This window comes from Acrocarpospora macrocephala (assembly GCF_009687865.1).
Classification (GTDB): Bacteria; Actinomycetota; Actinomycetes; order Streptosporangiales; family Streptosporangiaceae; genus Acrocarpospora; species Acrocarpospora macrocephala.
In genome coordinates this window covers 20,533-36,374 of sequence record NZ_BLAE01000037.1, presented here as the reverse complement: position 1 = coordinate 36,374, position 15,842 = coordinate 20,533, and the positions used below count along the sequence as shown (strand labels likewise).

Genomic DNA, 15,842 nt, shown 5'->3' with positions numbered 1-15,842 from the left:
CGATCGGTTCGGAGCAGCTTTCAGGTGGTCGAATCGCCGGGCTGGGACTCCACGCGACGTCTGAGGAACTGCTGGATCTCATGCGAGTGGCGCTCGATCCTGAAGAAGTAGACGATCACACCGGTGATGATGATCATCAGCAACGGAAGGTAGAGGAACGACGCTAAGATCGCCTGGACCGCCCCTTCGCTCTGGTGTTCCGCAGTGGCGTTGTAACCGCCGAACGCGAGCACCCAGCCCACGATGGCCGTTCCGAATCCGCTGCCGATCTTCTGTCCCAGGACGACGGAACTGTAGATCAGGCCGTCGGTGCGGACTCCGTTGCGCCACTCGCCGTAGTCCACGACATCGGCGACGATGGCCAGCAGGCCGGCGGTCAGCGGCACCATTCCGAGGCCGCGGAAAACGAGCCCGATGAGGACGACGGCGAAGTTCTCCGGGGCGAACAGTGGGATCACGGATCCGATCAGCATGACCCCGATGCCGGCGAGGAACATGGTGCGCTTGGTGTAGCGCCCCATCAGGGCCGGCATGAACGGCATGCCGATCAGAGCCGGGAGGATCCCGGCGATGCTGACGATCCCGAACAGCGAGACGTCGCCGAGCACATCCGTCACGTAGTACACGCCAGAGGCCGACGACAGGCCGTTCATCAGGTTGAAGGCGGTGAACAGGCCCGCGGCAAGAAAGAAGTAGTGGTTGCGCATCAGCGTCTTGAGCATGAGTCCCAGAGGCTGCTTCGCGCTGTCGCCGACGTCTTGCGCCGGCGTCACCCGTTCCTTGGTCCCGGTGAAGACCACGATCAGCGTGAACGTGCCGATGATGCCATAGATCAGGGTGGTCGAGGTCCAGGCGAACTGGTCGTTGCCGAGCGCTTCGACGATCGGGAGCGTGATGGAGTTCACGATGAGGGTGGTCAGAAGCGCGCTGAAGAACCTGAAGGTCGTCAGGGTCACCCGGGTCTTGGGGCTCGGCGTCATCACCGAGAGCATCGCGCTGTACGCCACGTTCGACGCAGTGAAGAAGACCGCCATGACCAGCGTGTACGTAATCAGGACCCAGACGATCTTCCCGGTCTCGCCCAATCCGGCCGGCACGGAAAAGAGCAGCACGAAGCTCACCGTCAAGGGAACGGCGGTCCACAGCACCCAGGGACGTGCCTTCCCCCATCGGGTCGATGTCTTGTCGATGAGCACGCCGATGGTGACGTCGGTGAACCCGTTGAGCAACTGCCCGATCAGCAGAATGGTGCCGGCGATCGCCGCGCCGATCCCGGCGACGTTCGTCAGGTAGAAGAGCACGAAGCTCGTCGCAGGGGCGTAGACCAGATTGGAACCGATGTCACCGAACGCGTACGCGATCTTCTCTGGGATCTTGATGATGGGGAAGTCGGGAGCTTGTTCGCCGTGCGAGTCCTCCGCTTGAGGGCTGCCTGTCAGGGTTTGCCGAGACGGGTCCGAGTCCATGTCATGGTCACTCATCGTCAACGAGACCTCCGTTGTTTCGCGCCAGTAACGCGCGACACCGGAACGTACGCCACTCAAGTGTCGCGCGTCAACAGAGAGTTCACGCCCGATTTGCCGTCACCAAGGTCTCTCTCATGCACAGAGAGTGACCAAGGCTCGTCACCCGATCCTTCCCGGCCGGCTGCCGCTGCTGAGACTGTGGCAAACTCCCCCTATGGCCCAGGACCCACCGAGACTCAGCGTGACGAGTCAAGATGTCGCGGATCATGCCGGGGTCTCGCGGTCCACCGTGAGCAGCATCCTGAACGGTAAGGACGCTCGCTTTCCCCAAGAGACCCGCGACCGGGTGTTCGCCGCGGCGGCCGAGCTCGGATACCGCCCATCTCACGCGGGCAGGGCGCTGGCGATGGGCAAGAGCGACATCGTCCTCCTCCTGGTCCCCAACGCCACCTTCGGGGCTCAACTGCAGGACGGCATCGACAGCCTGGCCGGCGTCGCGGCGACGCACGGGCTCACGTTGCTGGTGCGTTTCGCCGATCCCGACGCCGATGAGACGCTCCGCGCCATCCTCAACCTCCGGCCCGCCGTGGTGGTTGATCTCGGCGTGCTGGATCAAGCGGGACGTGACCTCGTACAAGCCGCGGGCGTGCGCCCCGTGCCCCAGGCCATCAAGGAGGAACCAGACGAGGTCGACCTCCTGATCGGCCGCATTCAGGTCACCGAGGCGTTCGCGCATGGGCGCCGCCGACTGATCTATGCCTCGCTCGCGGACTGGCGCCTGGATCCCGTCGGCCCCATCCGGCTGCGGGGGGCCGAAGCGGAGGCGGCCTCACGTGGCGCGGACCTCACGCACATCCACGTCCCCTTGACGGCGGACGGCGCGACGCAAGCGCTCGCCGAGGCGAACGCCGGCTCAACCGAGCCCTTGGCCGTGTGCTGCTACAACGACGACGTCGCGATCGCGGTCCTCGCCGCCGCGCGCAAGCTGGGTCTCGCCGTCCCCGACGAGATCTCTGTCATCGGCGTCGACCATACCGCGATCGGCCAACTGGTCACCCCCCGGCTGACGAGCATCGCGGTCGACTTCGCCGGCCTCATGGAGGCCCTGCTGCGCGAACTCGACACCAACGGACACGGCCTGCCCCCTTCTCCTGACTGGAGTTCCTTCGTGCGATTGGCCCCCGGCGACACCACTTGATGGATGTTTGATCATAGGTATCCTGCGTGGTCGAGCCTCAGGCGTCTCGCCGCGTTGGGCTCGCTCTACGCTTGACCGGCGCCGGCAACATCACCCAAGCCATCCGCACCTTACTCAACACTTGCTCACGAGAGCGGCCAGTGAGCAGCTTTGCGTAGACGCCCGCGAGATCGGCGATCACAGATCTTGTCGCCATCCCGCCGCCGTCCTCGGTGCGCTTCGTCCGCTTCGCGCAGAGACGGCTCACAGTCCACGCCTTGTCCGAATGCCGTGTGCTGTACCTCAGCTGGGACAGAAGGACGGCGGAAGCGTTATCGAAGTTGTCACCACCGATGTATTCGCCAACGTCCGCCGCCTCGTAGTCATCATCCGGGTCGTCAACCCTGCTTAAGCCTTCAAGCACGACGACTTCGCTTTCGGCGCTGGGCTCATCAGCGCGAGCACTCGGGTTGTGGCCCACCAAAATGGAAGTCGTCCCCGGTGTTGGACTCAGGTGCTCGCAACGCTTGTCTCCCAGTTGTCGCGACCGACCGTGGCCATCTCGCCCTTCGGCTGTGCTTGCTTAAATCTGAGGTTCCCTCCGCAGCACGGACACCTTCGGTGAGGTCACTCGGTGGCGTCTGAAGGCCGGTAGAGACCTTCGAACGTGGCGGGACTATGCATTCCGATACTGGAATCGGTGTCGGTACGGATTATACCAGCATTCGATCCATTCAAAAATGGCGTTCGCGAGTTCTTCCCGGGTTTTCCAGGCCCGGGTGTCGAGAAGTTCGAGCTGCATCGTCCCCCAGAACGATTCCATCATCGCATTGTCAAAACAATCGCCGACCGTTCCCATCGATCCGAGCAGACCAACCTCCCGTAACCGCTTCCCGAACGCCCACGACGTGTACTGCTTGGGTTGCAGGATTGACCAGCGACTAAATTACTTTGGGAGGACGTTCTCTCGGGCGAAGTAGGCAGCCGCCCGATTGGGAATGTCGTTCTCCATCTCTAGCTGTTTGTTACGCCGTCGAAGTTCGGTCAGTTCCTTCTTCTCGGCGCTGGTCAGCCTGCCTCATCCAGTGAAGCTATTTCATCCTTGGGTGACTCGGTGGTTTTGAAGGATGGCGATGGCCATGACCAGGTGGCCAGCTTTTGCTGGGGCTGCACCACGCCTGGCAACGCCGATCACCCCGCCAAAGAACGCCGCCAGGGCGAGTATCGGCGACGGCACCCGCCACCAGCCCGACCGGGCCTGGGTGGACGTCAGGAACGCCGTCGGCACGACGCTGGCGCCGAGCAGGATCAGGGCAGGCACGAGGTTGGGGTCTGGGTGCAAAGCCCGGGTCCGCAGCACCAGCATGTGCAGCCCGACGCCGACGGCCGGCACCAGCAGCCACGACCATCTCCGCGTTCGTGTCATGCGCCCGGCTGGGGCGCGTACCTAGGCTCCGGCCAGGGGCGATGTCCCGCCCCTGGCCGCCCCAGCCCGCGACGAGGATCTCTCGGGTCTGCCGCCCGCCTGGATCGGGGTCGGCACCAACAGTGTGTTCCACGACAAGGTGGTCGCCTGCGCGGACCGGCCACGGCGGGCGTCGCGTCCACCCTGCACGTGGTGCCGGGTGCCTACCGCGGCTTCGACGTCGTGGAAAGGAACGCCCGGTCTCGCGTTCTTGCCGCCAGGCGCACCTGAATGCGCTTGACGCGGCGCTGAACGACGACAGACCACGGACGTAACCTCGGGCCGGTCGAGATCACACCCCGAGTCGCTGACTGCCGATGACCGAGAGTAGTTGCAGTCGTTTGGTCCTGGCTGCCGGGTGTGGCGGTGAACACCAGCAGGGCCTGTGACGGGTCCGGGTCGATCAGCATTTGGCAGTGCAGGGTGAGCGCGCCGACCTCGGGGTGGATCAGCCGTTTGTGGTCGGTGTAGGTGAGTCCGATCTCGTGGTCGGCCCACAGTTCGGCGAACTCGGTGCTTTCTGCGAGGAGTCGTTCGGCGAGTGCGGCGGCGACCATCTGTTCCGACGGCTGCGGTCCCCGACCGTGTTCCAGACGGCTGTAGTAGTCCGTCGACATACGGCACAGCACCGTGACCTCCTCGCGCCGCAGACCGGGTGTGCGACGGCGCTGGCCGCGGGGCAGGCCGACGTCGTCAGGTTGGAGTGCCTCCCGCCGTATGCGGAGGAACTCCGCCATCCCTGTCCGGTCCATGCGTTCTACTGTGCCGCTCGTCGCGGGTGTTATCCACGACCCGCCGATCCCAGGCTGAGAGGTCTGGCGGACCAGCATGGGATCGGCAAGCCGTGGATAAGCGGCACTGCCAGCCGGGGCGGCGCACGGGTGCACTGAAATCCAGACGCCCGGAAACGCATCGGGCGTGTCATGCCATACGACAGTTCAACCTGAGGAAGGCTCATGACCACGACCAGCCAGAAGATCGCCGTCGTCACCGGAGGCAGCCGCGGCCTCGGCCGCACTACGGCATTCCGCCTCGCGAACTCCGGGGTCGGTGTCGTGCTGACCTGCCGGTCCGCACGTCCGGCGGATGTGCAGGTCGGCAACGACGACACCCCCGCTGGTTGGCACCTGGCGGATCCAATCCAGTCGGTCGAGATCATCGCTGTCGCACATCTGTGCCAGTTCGGCGGTACCGTCGCACAGGTGGCGGCGAGGTGGGTGGTGAACACCGGCACCGGCATTGCTAAGGGCTGAGCTGGTATGCGGTGTGGCGTGCGGCCGCGAGTTCAGCAGGTCGATGACCGCCCCTCCCGACCTTCGAGTACGGCACGTGGGCCGAGCAGACCATTGTGCTCGCACGCAACGTCATATGGAAGGCACCGGCGATCCTGCGCAGGTCGCCGAGCTCGTACGCGCGGTAGAAGATGGCGGGAGTGTCGTTACGTTCGCCGCAGCGACCGGCCAGGCCCCTGCCGGAGGTGACGAGCGCGCGGTTCGCACTCGAGATGAGGAGCCTGGATTCGCCCGTCTTCCTAGGATGTGATGTCGGAAGGACCGTAATACGCCTTCATCTCGGTGATCAGTCCTTCGTCGTCGAACTGCATGACGTCCAGGGAGCGGATCTGAATAGGCTTGCCATCCAGGACCATCCGCACGGTGAAGGCCATGGCCGCCCCTGAGCCGTGCGAGGCGCGGATCGGCGTGTCAAGCGTGAACGTCGCCCCGTCCGGGAGCCCGCCCACGAGTCGAGTGAGTCCTGGGCGGGCGTCATGGACTCCGGAACCCACTGGGTCCTCCACGGTGCCTCCCTCGGCGAACAGGGCGATGATCCTCGCGACGTCGCGGTTGTTGAGCGCGTCCAGGTAGGCCTGCATCGCTGTACGCATTGTCGTTTCGGACGGCATTTCGCCGCCTCCTTCTCAATGTCCGGTGTCGCGCCATCGCGACACGACTCTCGATCTGAGAGTTTCACTCTCGTTTTGATAGTACCCGGAAAGTCGGAGTGTAACTAGCATTTCGTGGGTAGGGGATACATCACCCGTGCGGGTTTTGGGGGTGTAGGCCTCGCCCAAGCGCTGGCGTGGGATGCCTCGGGTGCGGTTCCACGCTGAGGCGCCGACATGGGTGGTGCCGCGCCGGAAAACAAGATCAATTCCGCGACGTATCGCGGTTCAGCACCGCGTCCAGCGCGTTGAGTTGCTCCTGCCGGTAGGAGCGCGAGACCTTGGCCCTCTTCTCGATCACGTCGAAGCCGTGGTAGGCACCGGGCACCAAATGAAGGGTCATCGCGACACCGGCCTGCCGTAGCCGGTCCGCGTAGGCGACGACCTCGTCGTGGAACAGGTCGTTTGTGCCGACGCCGATCCAGGCAGGGGGCAGCGCCGAGAGATCCTCATATCTGGCCGGGGCTGCCAGCGGCGGGACGTCGCCCCGAGCCGTCGAGCCGAGGTACGCGCGCCAGCTGAGGCGGTTATTGTCCTGGCTCCAGATGCGCAATCGGCGCGGGTCGATGTCGGTGCGCGTCGTGGTCCGGTCGTCCAGCATCGGGTAGGACAGCACTTGCAGCACCGGGTGGACCTCGTCACGTTCCTTGGCCAGCAGCGCCAGCGCGGCGGCCAGTCCACCGCCAGCGCTATCTCCGCCGATCGCGATGTGATCGGGGTCGATCGCCGGCTGCCGGGCCAGCCAGCGAAGCGCGGCGTAGCAGTCCTCTAGCGGAGTTGGGAAGGGATGCTCGGGTGCCAACCGATACTCCACCGCCACCGCGACGACGCCCAGCCGTTCGGACACCTCACGGCACATCTGATCCGCCATGGCCGCAGTGCCGACGATGAGACCGCCGCGGTGAATCCACAGCAACGCGGGGCTGAGCGGTCGGGGCGACTCCGGCCGGAAGACACGAACCGAGACCTCCTCGTTGACCCACTCGATGGTCCCCCCAGAGGGAGGTCGACGGGCGCTGCAGGCGCTCAACTGCCGGATCGGTCCGAGGCTGCGCGGACCGACGGTCGAGCGGGGCAGGAAGCGTGCGAACCGCAGGTCGGGGTGGAAGATAGATCTTGACATGGCCATACCACTCTCGTTTCGGGTTTGCGTCGGCCAGCGGACCGGCGTCGGGAGACCTCAACTTAGTGAGAGTCTTACTCTCACTTTTAACGGTACCCGGAAAGTCGGAGTGGTGCTAGCATTTTATGGATGGGGGGTACATCATCCGTGCGGGCACCGCGCAAGGACCTGCTGCGAAACCGGCAGAAGCTCCTCGCCGCGGCGCAGGCGGCATTCATCGAGCACGGACCCGACATCAACCTGGAAGAGGTCACCCGCCGGGCCGGTATGGCGGCCAGCAGCCTCTATCGACACTTCCCCACGAAGGATGACCTGATCGAGGGCGTCCTCGACGACATGATCCGCGATGTGCAGCACAACGCCGACCAGGCAACGCAGATCGACGACCCCCACGAGGCGTTCCGGGTTGTCTTCACACAAACCTGTGCGATGCAGGAAGACGAGGTGGCCACATTCGCGAAACTGGCGAGCGTGAGCCGCCGCACCAACGAGCACGCCCACCGCCTGATCACCAATGTCGTCGGCCCTGCGACGAACCGCCTACGGGCGGCAGGTGGACTACGCGAGGACATCACCGTCGACGACGTAGCCATGTTCGTCCGCATGGCCGACGTGACCGAAACCGTCGAGCAACGGCGGAAAGCGCTCGACGTCATCCTTGCCGGAATATCGGCCACATCAGCTCGGTAGCGGCGGCTCCCGCCCCCTCTGCACGTAGCGCTACGCTAGGCCTTCGATGGACGCGCAAGGTCGCGCAGCCAGGCGTGCAGGAGTGCGGTCTCTGCGGTCCCGAGCGGCGATCCTTCGGAGTCAAGCGCCGCGTCGAGCGCGATGGCCGTGCTCGACACGGTCGGCGCCGATTCGGGAGTATCGGCCTGCGGCCAGGTGATAGACGCGAGGATCGCGTCACGGGTGCGTCGCGACAGCTCCCAGTCGACCGACTCATTCGAATTCGCGATGAGGGCGAGCACGACGCCGCTGCTCGCGGCGAGGATCTGTCGGGCCGCCTCGGCCGGGGGGATCGTGAGTTGCCCGTGGAGCGCGGCGGGCTCGAGGGTGGAGAGGATCATCGCCTCGACCTCGGAGACCACCCGGCACGGGGTCTCGCGACCGACCGGCGTGTAGATGTACCCGTAGAACCGGGGGTGCTCCACCCCGAACTGCACATGGATGTCCCACGCCTCACGGATGGCATCCACCGGGTCGGATGGGGCGTCTGCGCCCGCTGCGGGCCGCGCGGCGAGGAAACGACGGAAGCCGTGGCTCACGACGTCGTCAAGCAGGCCCTGCTTGCTGCCGAAGTGATGGTACAGGGCGGGGGCCTGGACGCCGGCAAGCTCGCAGACCGCCCGCGTCGACACATCGCCGTCGCCGGCCTCCTCCAACAGCCGGGCACCGGCGAGCAGGAGCCGATCGCGGACGGGAGCTGAGGGCGCGATAGTCGACATGCCGCTATCTTATCTCGTATAGCATCCCTATGGGCGTAACAACTCGCACTGGCAGTGAAAACGCTGCGCCTTCCGCCATGTCCCTGATGGAAGCGCTTCAAGCTACCCGAAGAGCGGCCCCTCTGCATGAGGGGCCGCTGTTCGGGCGCTAGTTGGCGACGGCCGGTAGTGTCAGAACGAGCTCTTGGTTCGCTCGGGTACCTCGGCGCTGGGAACGAATGTGAGCGCCGCTACCGCGTCGACTGGCTCGGGCGCGGCGGAGTCTTCGCGGCCCTCGAACGTCGCGTCGAGGAGATTGCGGAGCGACTCGTTCAATTCCATCGGCAGGAACGAGATCATGCAGACCTCCTCAAGCGAGGTGGCTTCCGCGACCCGAACGAGTTCCTCCTTCAGGTCCTCGCGGGTATAGCTGACGATGTAGTTGTAATCTTGGTCGAGGGTGAGCAGCTTGTGCTTGCGCATGCCCTCGGGCACCGCGCTGTCCTTGAAGTTCCAGAGGAACTTGGCTGGGCCACCGATGACCGGACCGCCGAGGATGAGCTGCTTGGCCATGAGCGCGTCGAGGATTCGATTCGCCTGAGCGGTCTGCTCGGAACTGATGAACACCTGGTAGTACTGCATGTGTTTCTCCTTCTGGCCCGACTGCGTCGGGCTCCGTCGCCGACGTCGGTTGACGTGGCGAGTATGTGGGCACAGCGAGTGGTTCTCCGCTATGGCGCGAGGGCGGCGATGCGGCTCTCGTCTGCAAGTTCGAAGGCGTTGCGCAGTTCCGCAACACCGCCGGACGAGTTCCCCTCGATACGCGTCTTCATGGTGCTGGCGCCGTCCTCGGCAACTTCGGAGGCGATCACGGTCATGGTGTGCTCATATCCGTTCGCAGCTCCGTCGAGCCAGTCGAGGATCCGTGCCGGCCTTCGCGGGGCTTGTCTTCGTCGATCACGATGGCGTCGTCTTTGAAGAAGTCGGCGACGGCTTGGTGATCCCGCTCACTCGGGCGAAGCAGTCGCGAATGGTGGGGGTGAGGAGTTCGACGGTTATCGAGGGAGCATGCACTCGTCGAATATAGCATAGCTATAGGCACGATTGGTATCGATGCTATATTAGGCCTTCGGTGGGCGTGCAAGGTCACGCAGCCAGGTGTACAGGAGTGCAGTCTCGGCGGTCCCGAGCGGCGCTTTCGGAGTCGAGTGCCGCGTCGAGCGCACCCTACGCACTCGACCCTCGCCGTCGGTGGGCCTGGTCGGCCGGGAGGGGTGGGGGTGAACAGGGAGAACGGCAATGAGCCGGTGCATGCTGTTTCGTCAGCTCAGCGGCGCATCCGGGAGTCGGCCCCGCGTGAGACGTCCTTGCGGGCGCGGATGTCCGCGAGTATTCCCTGGAGCTTGTCCACGACCGCGTCGTAGCCCGCGGAGCCCAGCGCGAGCTGTCGTGGTGGCTTCTCCTGGTCGTCCAAGACGTACGCCCACACCAGTTCGGGCAGCGCGGCGATCGCGGTCCGGGCGCGCTGATCGAGGCCGAACCCGAGCGAGTAGTGCGCCCGGCGGCTGCGGGCGTTGAAGGTGGTGATGAACTGCGGCAGTTCGATCGTGGCTCCGGTTCCATCACAGGTGATGAGGATCTGCCTGCGGTACTTCGGCGGAATCTGCGCGATCGCGGCGGCCAGCACCTCGACGTGGTCGGCGACGGTATTGGAGCCGGCGTTCCCGGGGTGCGGTTTGACGGCCAGGCACTCGCCGGTGTTGCCACTCCACGCGATCAACGGATACAACCGAAGCTGCCCTTGGACGTGTCGGGCCTAATTCCGCGACCAAAGATCGCTAGCCTGACTCCGCAAGACCTCCGCAGGTGAAGCCCGTCTCGCGGTCGGGAGCCCACATTTGGACCTCGGTCAGGATCGTGCTCTCGGAGAACTTACGGAACGTCTGTCCCTTGTCGCAGTCATAGATGGCGTACCCACCCTCATGCTCGCCGAGCACCATCATCCAGCGGCTGTCGTAGAGGGGCTTGCCGCTGCTGTCCTGGAGCTTGGCCCACTGTGTCTGGAAGCCGACGGCGTCCAACAGCGCGGTGGACTCTCCCTTCTCCAGCACCGCGATCGCACCGTAGATCATCTGGATCATGAGGATGTAGCCGAGCCCGATGCCGGTGAGCGCGCCGACCAGGACCTTCAGCCCCGCCCGGCCGATCGATCGGCGTCGAAGCAGCCGGAACGGCACGACATAAGCCAGCATGCCGAGCCCGGCTGCGACGAGCACATCGCTGGCCTCGACTGTCACTCTTGCGGTGGGATCGGCGGCGTCCAGAGCGGTCACGAAGTACATCCAACCCAGATAGGACGCACCCGCCCATGCCGCCGCGACCGCGGCGACGATCCACGGCCGCTCTCTGATCCGTTGCGCTGCCCGGCCCACCCAGCCGCGCGTGATCAGGTTCAGCAGCCAGCCCATGCTGATGAGTATCCCGACGACGATCGCGCCGAGGATCAGCAGCGGCAGAATCGTACCCAGCAGGCGGCCAAGCAACACTGACTGGTCGATTCCCGCCTGCTCGGGGGTGATGCCGAAGACCGCGTACATCCCCTGGTAGCCCATGTAGAGCAGCGCGTACAACGTCACGCCGAGTGGGACGAGGATCGACCCCACCTTTTCGAGCAGGTCGAGCACGCCCGACTTATCGTCGTCCTCCTGATGCGGCCTCTGTTCCTGGGGTTGCGCTGCTGCGGGCGCCGGTGGTTCGGAGATCTCTCGACTCGGAGAGTCTGGCGCATAGGACTGAAAAGTCATGAACGGGAGCATAGGTGATCGTTAGATTGCGGCTATACGGAACTTGCATCTATTCAGCGCAGCATGGCTCAGCCCGCGACGCTTGGTGCGCAAAGTAGTTCGGCGTGATGCCCAGACCGTGCCGTTGCTTGCGTCAGTTCCCGTCGAGAGCGCGGGTCGCGTCCAGGATGCGGTGTAAAAGGGAACGAGCGTGGGTTGCCGTGTTGAACCGACCAAAGTTCGCACGACAGAAGGACCTACGCTCGTGGCACGCACATTACCGCCCGTTCAAGCCATCCGCGCCGAGACCGACGCCCTGTTCACCCAAGGCCGTGACCTGGTCGAGGTCATCGAGGACGTGGCCCGGTTCGGCGCCCGTCTGATCATCCAGACCGCTGTGGAGGCCGAGGTGGACGCTTTCCTCGGCCGCGCCCGCTACCAGCGCACCGCCACCGCCACCGCAGCTGGGACGTTTGCCCGGCCGACGAGGAGGAGCGTCCGCGTTGCATCCGGTCGGCGCTGTAGTGAGCCTGCGCCGTGCTGGGTGTGCTGTGATTGGTCCGTGCAGAACGAGCGACTGGTGGCGGGTTACCTGGATGCCCTGGCGGCGGCCGATGCGGATCGCGCGCTCTCGTTGTTCGCGCCCGGAGGGATTGTGCATTCCCCCCTGTACGGGACGCTTCCGGCGCAGGAGTTCTACCCGGCGCTGTTCGCGGACACGTCGGAGTCGCGCCTGACTTTACGCGCGACCATGACGGGCAAACGGGATGGTCGGACGGTCGTGAGCTTCTGGTTCGACTTCGACTGGACGCTCGCCAGCGGGGAGCCCGCTCCCTTCACCGTGGTCGACGTCGCAGAACTGGACGACGAGGGCAGGATCACCCGACTGCATATCGTCTACGACACGGCACCGATCCGCGGCGCGTTCGAGCGTCAGCGGAGCTGACGAGCAGGTGCCTGTGGCGCCCGCTCATTCCAGGTGCGGCCCGACTTCCAGCAGTTCAGCCAGGCGACGCTGGCACCGGCGAGGGCGGCGGCTCCGACCGCGACCCATAGGCCGATGCGGGCTTTGGTGGCGGCCTGTTAGTTGCCGCTTGCGGAGGCGATCGCCCACACGATCGCGGAGACGATGAGCATGAGCACGGCGATCACGAGCACGAACATGCACAGCGCACCAACGATTGCGCGCAGGTCGCTCGTGCCGCCGACGCTGCCGAAGTCGGGGAACACGTCCATCACGCCTCACCTTCCGTGCAGGCGGCGGGGGTCGCGTCGCCGCCGTGCTCGGTGAGCCAGGCGTCCGCATCAACCGCACCGTGACCCTGCCCGCCGGGCCTGACTTCGAGGTGGCGATGCGGTCCGGTGGACTTGCCGGAGGAGCCGACGTCGCCGATGTGCTGCCCGGCGGTGACGTCATGCCCTCGGCGACGTGGATACCCGTCTCCCACATATGCGCGTAGTAAGACGCGACCCGCTCACCCTGGACGGTGGGACTCGGCCCCGTCGCCGGGTGCTGTGGGCGTTCCATGTGCGCTCACCGGAGCCCGTGCAGGAGTCCGGTGGGAGCGTCCGGAGCGCCGCCCTTCATGCGTACCTGCGAAAAGGAGAGCGCGGAGTCGGGGAACGCGACCCACCTGACATCGCCGCCGGAATCCTCTCCGGTCCGCTCCGCCACGCGGCTCATGGTTTGAGCTCTGCGGCGTGAACCTGAACCGTGTTTCACGGGAGGATGCGCCTCAGATGCGGTCCGCAATGGCCGCCGTTTCGATGTGACTGTGCGCGTGCGGCCGAGTGAAGTCGATGGTGTCGCGTAGACGCGGAGCCCAGGCCAGCGCCACGATCGCTGAGGCTCCGAGTACCGCGAGAGCGGCGATCGTCGCGGTGACGAGGCCGGTCAGGTTGCCGATCCAGCCCACCAGCGCGACAACTGCGGCGGCGACAGAGTAAGTGATTGCGGCATAGAGCGAGGCCAGCGCCCCCTGGCGGGCCGCGGCGGCACCGCGGGTGAGGGCGACGAGAGCAGCCCGGTAGGCAATGCCGATGCCCGCTCCTAGAAGCGCGAAGCCGACAACCGCAGGCAAGGCGGCGCGAAGCCAGGCTCCGGTCAGGATGCCGGTGATGCCGCCGGTCATGGCGAGCATGCCGCTGGCCCAGGCGGCAATGCGGGCGATGACGCGGCTACTCAACTGAGCAATGGCGCTGGCACAGAGCAGGACGAGCGGGCCGATGGCTTGTACGAGAGGCTGGTGCAGTTCCGCGAACACGGTAGCGCCGAAGACAACAGCCACGCTGACGCTGGTCCATGCGATGGCGCCCGTGACGAACATCCGCATCGTGGGTCGGTCGATGCGCGCCAGGCGAGCAGTCCCGGCACCGTTATGAGCACGACCCTGTTCGTCTCGCGGCACTTCCACAGCACAACGCACGTGGCGATCAGGAGAGCGCCGACTACGGCCGCATGGCTGAGGAACACTGCCTGCGGGGCTCCCTCCGCCAGGAAGGCGACGACGAGCTGAGAACCGGCGAAGCCGAGGACGCCGCCAGCGGTGTTTCCCGTGGCGGTCACGGCGCGCCCTCGCGCCCCGATGGCCGCGACGACCAGCGCTGACGCGGCTCCGGTCCCCAGGCCGCCAGCGATACCGCCGAGGGCGCGGCCGATCAGGATGAATGCTTCCTCGGTGTGGGCCATCAGCAGGTCCGAGACGATCATCATGCTGAGACTCGTCAGCAGGAGCGGAGCCGCATGACGGGTGAATCGAGGCCGGGCAAGCGCGAAGAGCGCCACTACGAGGACGACGACATAGAGAGTGAAGGTCAGCGAGAGTACGAACGGCTCGAGCCCGAGCATGTCCCGATAGACCGGCAGCAGCGGATAGACCGCATTGGAGCCGGCCAGCAGCATGGCGAAGGATGCCGCCACGAGGGCGGCCTGCGCCGTCGTGGCGGTCTCACGTGTTGGCGCGGGCCGTGACAGGGGCATCGTCAGCGGCCGGTCCGATGCATCCATCCCCGAGTGTCCTGGGCTCGCCCGTACTGCAGGTCAACGAGCGCACGCCGCAGCGTCGCCGTCACCGGGCCGGCCTGCCCATCCGCTGCGCTGTTGACCTCCCCGCCGCTCCACACCAGTCGGCCGATCGGGGTGATGACCGCCGCGGTGCCGCAGGCGAACACCTCGGTGATCCGCCCTGCGGCGACACCCTCAGTCCACTCCTCGATGGCGATAGGTCGCTCGGTGACGTTGTAGCCGAGATCGGCAGCCACGTCCCGCAGCGACTTCTTGATGATGCCATCGAGAATGGAGTCGGAGGCGGGGGTGACGAGTTGCCCGTCGTCGTAGACGAAGTACAGGTTCATGCCGCCGAGTTCTTCGACCATGCGGTGTTCCGTCGCGTCGAGGAAGACGACCTGCTCGCAACCGTGCTGGGCGGCCTCGGCGAGGGGCAGGAGGCTGGCGGCGTAGTTGCCGCCGCACTTGGCCGCTCCGGTTCCGCCAGCGGAGGCACGGGTGTAGTTCTCGGCCAGCCAGAGCGACACCGGCTTGACGCCCGCGTCGAAGTAGCCACCCACGGGCGAAGCGATGACCGCATAGGTGGCCTTCCTCGCCGACCGCACGCCCAGGAACGACTCGGAGCCGAACATGAACGGCCGCAGGTAGAGCGCCTTTTCACCGCCACCGGGAACCCACGCCCCATCAACGGAGAGCAGCGCGTCGATCGACTCGATGAACCAGTCGATGGGCAGTTCCGGCAGCATCATGCGTGCAGCGGAGCGCTGGAAGCGGGCCGCGTTCTGCTCGGGACGGAACACCCACACCGAACCGTTCTCGTGGCGGTATGCCTTCAGCCCCTCGAAAATCTCCTGGGCGTAGTGCAGAGCAGCCGTCGCCGGGTCCAAGGCCAGCGGGCCGTAGGGCACGATCCGCTCGTCGTGCCAGCCAGCTTCGGGAGTCCACTCGGCCAGGAACATGTGATCGGTGAAGTGCTGTCCGAAGCCGGGCGCGTTCAGGATCGCATCGCGGTCAGCCTCGCTCACCGGGTCTGTGCGGCGCTCGATGCGCGGCTGGAACGGCTTCGCGGTGGTCACGGCGGGCATCGGCCTCGCCTCCTATCTGAGTTGTCTGGCGAGGCATTGGCGCGCCAGTCGCCCCCGACAGCAGGGTCGAGCAAGCAGACGGTGGCGCGGGCGTGACCGCCGGGATCGAAGAACAATGTGTAACAATGTACCGCAGGCAGGAGCGGGCCTGCGACACTAGGAGGCGTGAAGTGCTCCCGGATGCTCCGCACCGCACAGCAGCTCGCCGCCACGGGGTCACTTTGACGTTCGTATTGTCCGGTTCTGTTAGGGCGCTGACCGCAGGCGGCGTGCCTGGCCGGTCGGGGCGGGGTCGCGCGATGCCGTCCACGCTCAATCCCGCGGAGGAGAATGAATGTCGCCCAGACGCCGTGACGCACCCCCCGGA

General features: G+C 65.7%; 20 protein-coding genes and 3 pseudogenes. 5 read left to right on the top strand and 18 right to left on the bottom strand.

Annotated elements, in window-relative coordinates:
- Positions 1 to 20: 20 nt before the first annotated feature.
- On the bottom strand, positions 21 to 1,481 hold the full coding sequence (locus Amac_RS30705; protein ID WP_155357909.1) for an MFS transporter: 1,461 nt from the start codon (positions 1,479 to 1,481) through the stop codon (positions 21 to 23).
- 226 nt (positions 1,482 to 1,707) lie between these two features.
- On the opposite strand from Amac_RS30705, the gene Amac_RS30700 reads away from it, so the two are divergent.
- Complete coding sequence (locus tag Amac_RS30700) at positions 1,708 to 2,664, top strand: LacI family DNA-binding transcriptional regulator (RefSeq protein ID WP_170322750.1); 957 nt, start codon at positions 1,708 to 1,710, stop codon at positions 2,662 to 2,664.
- A gap of 37 nt (positions 2,665 to 2,701) precedes the next feature.
- Here Amac_RS30700 and Amac_RS30695 read toward each other — a convergent pair whose 3' ends face one another.
- From Amac_RS30695 to Amac_RS30680, 4 genes and pseudogenes are all read right to left on the bottom strand, one after another.
- Positions 2,702 to 3,067: a hypothetical protein gene (locus tag Amac_RS30695; RefSeq protein ID WP_155357907.1), complete on the bottom strand. Its 366-nt coding sequence runs from the start codon at positions 3,065 to 3,067 to the stop codon at positions 2,702 to 2,704.
- Between the two features lie 279 nt (positions 3,068 to 3,346).
- Positions 3,347 to 3,559 (bottom strand): annotated as a pseudogene (locus Amac_RS30690) (integrase core domain-containing protein); the annotation flags it as partial.
- Positions 3,560 to 3,739: 180 nt separating this feature from the next.
- Positions 3,740 to 4,069: a hypothetical protein gene (locus tag Amac_RS30685; RefSeq protein WP_155357905.1), complete on the bottom strand. Its 330-nt coding sequence runs from the start codon at positions 4,067 to 4,069 to the stop codon at positions 3,740 to 3,742.
- A gap of 203 nt (positions 4,070 to 4,272) precedes the next feature.
- Positions 4,273 to 4,860, bottom strand: a complete 588-nt coding sequence (locus Amac_RS30680; RefSeq protein WP_218041394.1) for an MmyB family transcriptional regulator — start codon at positions 4,858 to 4,860, stop codon at positions 4,273 to 4,275.
- Positions 4,861 to 5,064: 204 nt separating this feature from the next.
- Here Amac_RS30680 and Amac_RS30675 point away from each other — a divergent pair, with 204 nt between their 5' ends.
- Positions 5,065 to 5,361, top strand: coding sequence for an SDR family NAD(P)-dependent oxidoreductase (locus Amac_RS30675; protein ID WP_155357904.1), 297 nt, complete (start codon positions 5,065 to 5,067; stop codon positions 5,359 to 5,361).
- Positions 5,362 to 5,639: 278 nt separating this feature from the next.
- Here Amac_RS30675 and Amac_RS30670 read toward each other — a convergent pair whose 3' ends face one another.
- Together Amac_RS30670 and Amac_RS30665 are read right to left on the bottom strand one after the other, a co-directional pair.
- On the bottom strand, positions 5,640 to 6,011 hold the full coding sequence (locus tag Amac_RS30670) for a nuclear transport factor 2 family protein (RefSeq protein ID WP_155357903.1): 372 nt from the start codon (positions 6,009 to 6,011) through the stop codon (positions 5,640 to 5,642).
- Positions 6,012 to 6,255: 244 nt separating this feature from the next.
- Positions 6,256 to 7,173: an alpha/beta hydrolase gene (locus tag Amac_RS30665; RefSeq protein WP_155357902.1), complete on the bottom strand. Its 918-nt coding sequence runs from the start codon at positions 7,171 to 7,173 to the stop codon at positions 6,256 to 6,258.
- Between the two features lie 147 nt (positions 7,174 to 7,320).
- Between Amac_RS30665 and Amac_RS30660 the strand changes: the two genes are divergently transcribed.
- Complete coding sequence (locus Amac_RS30660; RefSeq protein ID WP_170322749.1) at positions 7,321 to 7,863, top strand: TetR/AcrR family transcriptional regulator; 543 nt, start codon at positions 7,321 to 7,323, stop codon at positions 7,861 to 7,863.
- 35 nt (positions 7,864 to 7,898) lie between these two features.
- On the opposite strand, the gene Amac_RS30655 is transcribed toward Amac_RS30660, so the two are convergent.
- The 5 genes from Amac_RS30655 to Amac_RS30635 form a co-directional block, all read right to left on the bottom strand.
- Entirely contained in the window at positions 7,899 to 8,621 is a 723-nt protein-coding gene (locus Amac_RS30655; RefSeq protein WP_155357900.1) for a TetR/AcrR family transcriptional regulator, read from the bottom strand.
- 171 nt (positions 8,622 to 8,792) lie between these two features.
- Positions 8,793 to 9,242: a hypothetical protein gene (locus Amac_RS30650; RefSeq protein WP_155357899.1), complete on the bottom strand. Its 450-nt coding sequence runs from the start codon at positions 9,240 to 9,242 to the stop codon at positions 8,793 to 8,795.
- Positions 9,243 to 9,331: 89 nt separating this feature from the next.
- Positions 9,332 to 9,478, bottom strand: a complete 147-nt coding sequence (locus Amac_RS30645) for a hypothetical protein (protein WP_155357898.1) — start codon at positions 9,476 to 9,478, stop codon at positions 9,332 to 9,334.
- Between the two features lie 449 nt (positions 9,479 to 9,927).
- The gene (locus Amac_RS30640; protein ID WP_155357897.1) at positions 9,928 to 10,380 is read right to left on the bottom strand and encodes a hypothetical protein; all 453 of its coding nucleotides are present in this window, start codon (positions 10,378 to 10,380) and stop codon (positions 9,928 to 9,930) included.
- 58 nt (positions 10,381 to 10,438) lie between these two features.
- Entirely contained in the window at positions 10,439 to 11,416 is a 978-nt protein-coding gene (locus Amac_RS30635; RefSeq protein WP_155357896.1) for a hypothetical protein, read from the bottom strand.
- A 232-nt stretch (positions 11,417 to 11,648) separates the two neighbouring features.
- On the opposite strand from Amac_RS30635, the pseudogene Amac_RS58410 reads away from it, so the two are divergent.
- Both Amac_RS58410 and Amac_RS58405 read left to right on the top strand, forming a co-directional pair.
- A pseudogene (locus tag Amac_RS58410) lies at positions 11,649 to 11,879 on the top strand (IS256 family transposase); the annotation flags it as partial.
- 48 nt (positions 11,880 to 11,927) lie between these two features.
- Complete coding sequence (locus Amac_RS58405) at positions 11,928 to 12,329, top strand: nuclear transport factor 2 family protein (RefSeq protein ID WP_444978803.1); 402 nt, start codon at positions 11,928 to 11,930, stop codon at positions 12,327 to 12,329.
- On the opposite strand, the pseudogene Amac_RS56510 reads toward Amac_RS58405, so the two are convergent.
- From Amac_RS56510 to Amac_RS30600, 6 genes and pseudogenes are all read right to left on the bottom strand, one after another.
- A pseudogene (locus Amac_RS56510) lies at positions 12,317 to 12,619 on the bottom strand (DUF6112 family protein). The gene Amac_RS58405 and the pseudogene Amac_RS56510 overlap by 13 nt on opposite strands.
- Positions 12,619 to 12,831 (bottom strand): peptidoglycan DD-metalloendopeptidase family protein, encoded by a 213-nt coding sequence (locus tag Amac_RS58100; RefSeq protein WP_373869908.1) that lies wholly within the window; start codon positions 12,829 to 12,831, stop codon positions 12,619 to 12,621. Before Amac_RS58100 ends, Amac_RS56510 begins: the two are co-directional and overlap by 1 nt.
- A gap of 86 nt (positions 12,832 to 12,917) precedes the next feature.
- Positions 12,918 to 13,067, bottom strand: coding sequence for a hypothetical protein (locus tag Amac_RS30615; RefSeq protein WP_155357895.1), 150 nt, complete (start codon positions 13,065 to 13,067; stop codon positions 12,918 to 12,920).
- Positions 13,068 to 13,119: 52 nt separating this feature from the next.
- A complete protein-coding gene (locus tag Amac_RS30610; protein WP_155357894.1) occupies positions 13,120 to 13,569 on the bottom strand; it encodes a hypothetical protein in 450 nt (149 codons plus the stop codon).
- Positions 13,566 to 14,390 (bottom strand): hypothetical protein, encoded by an 825-nt coding sequence (locus tag Amac_RS30605; protein ID WP_155357893.1) that lies wholly within the window; start codon positions 14,388 to 14,390, stop codon positions 13,566 to 13,568. The genes Amac_RS30610 and Amac_RS30605 overlap by 4 nt, the downstream gene beginning before the upstream one ends.
- Positions 14,366 to 15,475 (bottom strand): branched-chain amino acid aminotransferase, encoded by a 1,110-nt coding sequence (locus Amac_RS30600; protein WP_155357892.1) that lies wholly within the window; start codon positions 15,473 to 15,475, stop codon positions 14,366 to 14,368. The genes Amac_RS30605 and Amac_RS30600 overlap by 25 nt, the downstream gene beginning before the upstream one ends.
- Positions 15,476 to 15,842 lie beyond the last annotated feature (367 nt).